This is a genomic window from Chrysanthemum yellows phytoplasma (assembly GCF_000803325.1).
Classification (GTDB): domain Bacteria; phylum Bacillota_I; class Bacilli_A; order Acholeplasmatales; family Acholeplasmataceae; genus Phytoplasma; species Phytoplasma asteris.
On the sequence record NZ_JSWH01000177.1, the window covers coordinates 1 to 1,883 of the forward strand.

Below are 1,883 nucleotides of genomic sequence, written 5' to 3' on the forward strand. Positions count from 1 at the left end.
AATATTTCTTTAGTTTGAAAAGATATGAAATTATCTATTAATTTTTAGTCTTAAAGAATAATTTTAGAGACAAAAGTTGTCTAAAAAAATGCAACAGCGCATATTTATTTCTTTTTTAAAAAATGTTAAAATAAAATGAGCTAATTGCAATTACAAAACTAAAAACTAAAAAAAGATAATGTTAAAATAAAATAATTGTTGTTTTCTTCATGGTAAATTTTTTACATCCTTTTTGCTCCTCTTTTAAAAATTAGCAGCAGTGATTCAAAAAACTGATATTAATGTCATTTTATCACAAAAAAACGATAAAATTTGCTCACTAATCCTTATATTCTGATAGTTTTACTTGCAATTTTATAAATAAAAAAAGAGACTTTAAAAAAGCCTCTTTTTGGGATTTAGATTTATTTTGGCAAAATATTTTAATTATTCAATAATTTTAATTCTAAGTTGATAACAAAAACAAAAATAAATCGATAAAATTAACAAAAAAATAAATTAAAATTATTTATCCAATTCTTAATTTAGCAACCAAAATATGATTATCTTTAATAATTCTTTCTATATCTATTTGTTGTAAAAGTTTCTTTTGGTCTATTTCTTGGGCAATAATATCTAATAAATCTTTATTATTTGCAACAATATTATAAGCTTGTTGAAATAATTTATTCAAATCTACTTTATTTAATTGATTATTTTCCATTAAAAGTTTTTCTATGAATTGAAAATCATCATCAATTCCTGAAAATATTTTTTCTTTTGGAATTTTGCCTTGATTAGCTAAATACTGTTGCGCAGCTGCACCTCCAAAAGCTTGTAAAACTAATCTTTGCCAACCTTGATTTAATTTTGGATGCCTAACAACTGTTTGTCCAAAAAAAAACATCGAATCAGCGGTCAAATCAGTAGTTGTTTCTTGAATATAAATTTTGGCAACCGAACATAATGCAAAAGGAAATTGCAAAACTATTAAGGCATGTCCTGCTTCATGATAAGCTGTTAGTTGACTAGGAGTAAGGGGTGTTGGTGTTTGCATCATAGAAAAATGCAAAATATGAGAAAAATCAGGTTTTAGGATTTGTCCATTAGCACACCAAATTTCTTTAATAGTTTGTATATTGTCTTGTGTTGGCATATAATATTTAAAAATAGATCCACTTGGTAAAATCACTTGTGTAAGCAAACAAGAGTCTAAAAAACCTTCAATAATTATGCCATTTGGTTGGATTTCTCTTAAAAATTTTTTTTCTTCTTGTAAAATAGAACAATTAAACTTTTTATTTTGGTGCTCTTTGGCTTGTATGGCAATTTGCATCACTTTATTATCGCGGTGTTCTTTGCCTTCTTTCATTAACTGAGTTTCCAAAAGTTCAGGCATTAAAGGAATATATTTTTCATCCGTATAAATATTATAATGAGGTTTTGCAGAAGATAAATGGTGTTTTTTTAATGACATATTGATAGAAGGTTTTGTAAAACAAGCCCCTACAGGAACAACATCACAAATAATATGGGTTGGGTTAGTATTTAAATCAATTGACAATTTTTTTGGCAAATCTATAAATTCTTTTATCCCAATTATTACAAAAATAATAATAGCAATGTTTGTCCAAAATAATTTTGGGATTTTAGAAATCATATTTAGTTTTTTATCTCCTTAAAATTAAAAAAAGTTAAATTAAAATTTAACATGAAAAAATAACAGAATAAAGTGATTAATATTATTTGAAATAATAAAGTTTTTTGGATGATATAAAATAAAATCATATAGCAAATAATAAATAATGTGCTTTATTAATGGATGATAAATTTTATACTTGATAATTAGTTATCAAAATGATATACTACAAATAAACAAATATTAAAATTCTACATCATATATT

At 24.1% G+C, this 1,883-nt stretch carries 1 protein-coding gene; it reads right to left on the reverse strand.

Annotated elements, in window-relative coordinates; genetic code table 11:
* Window positions 1–508: 508 nt before the first annotated feature.
* Window positions 509–1,639, reverse strand: coding sequence for a hypothetical protein (locus tag OL66_RS03015; protein WP_034172415.1), 1,131 nt, complete (start codon window positions 1,637–1,639; stop codon window positions 509–511).
* Window positions 1,640–1,883: the final 244 nt, after the last annotated feature.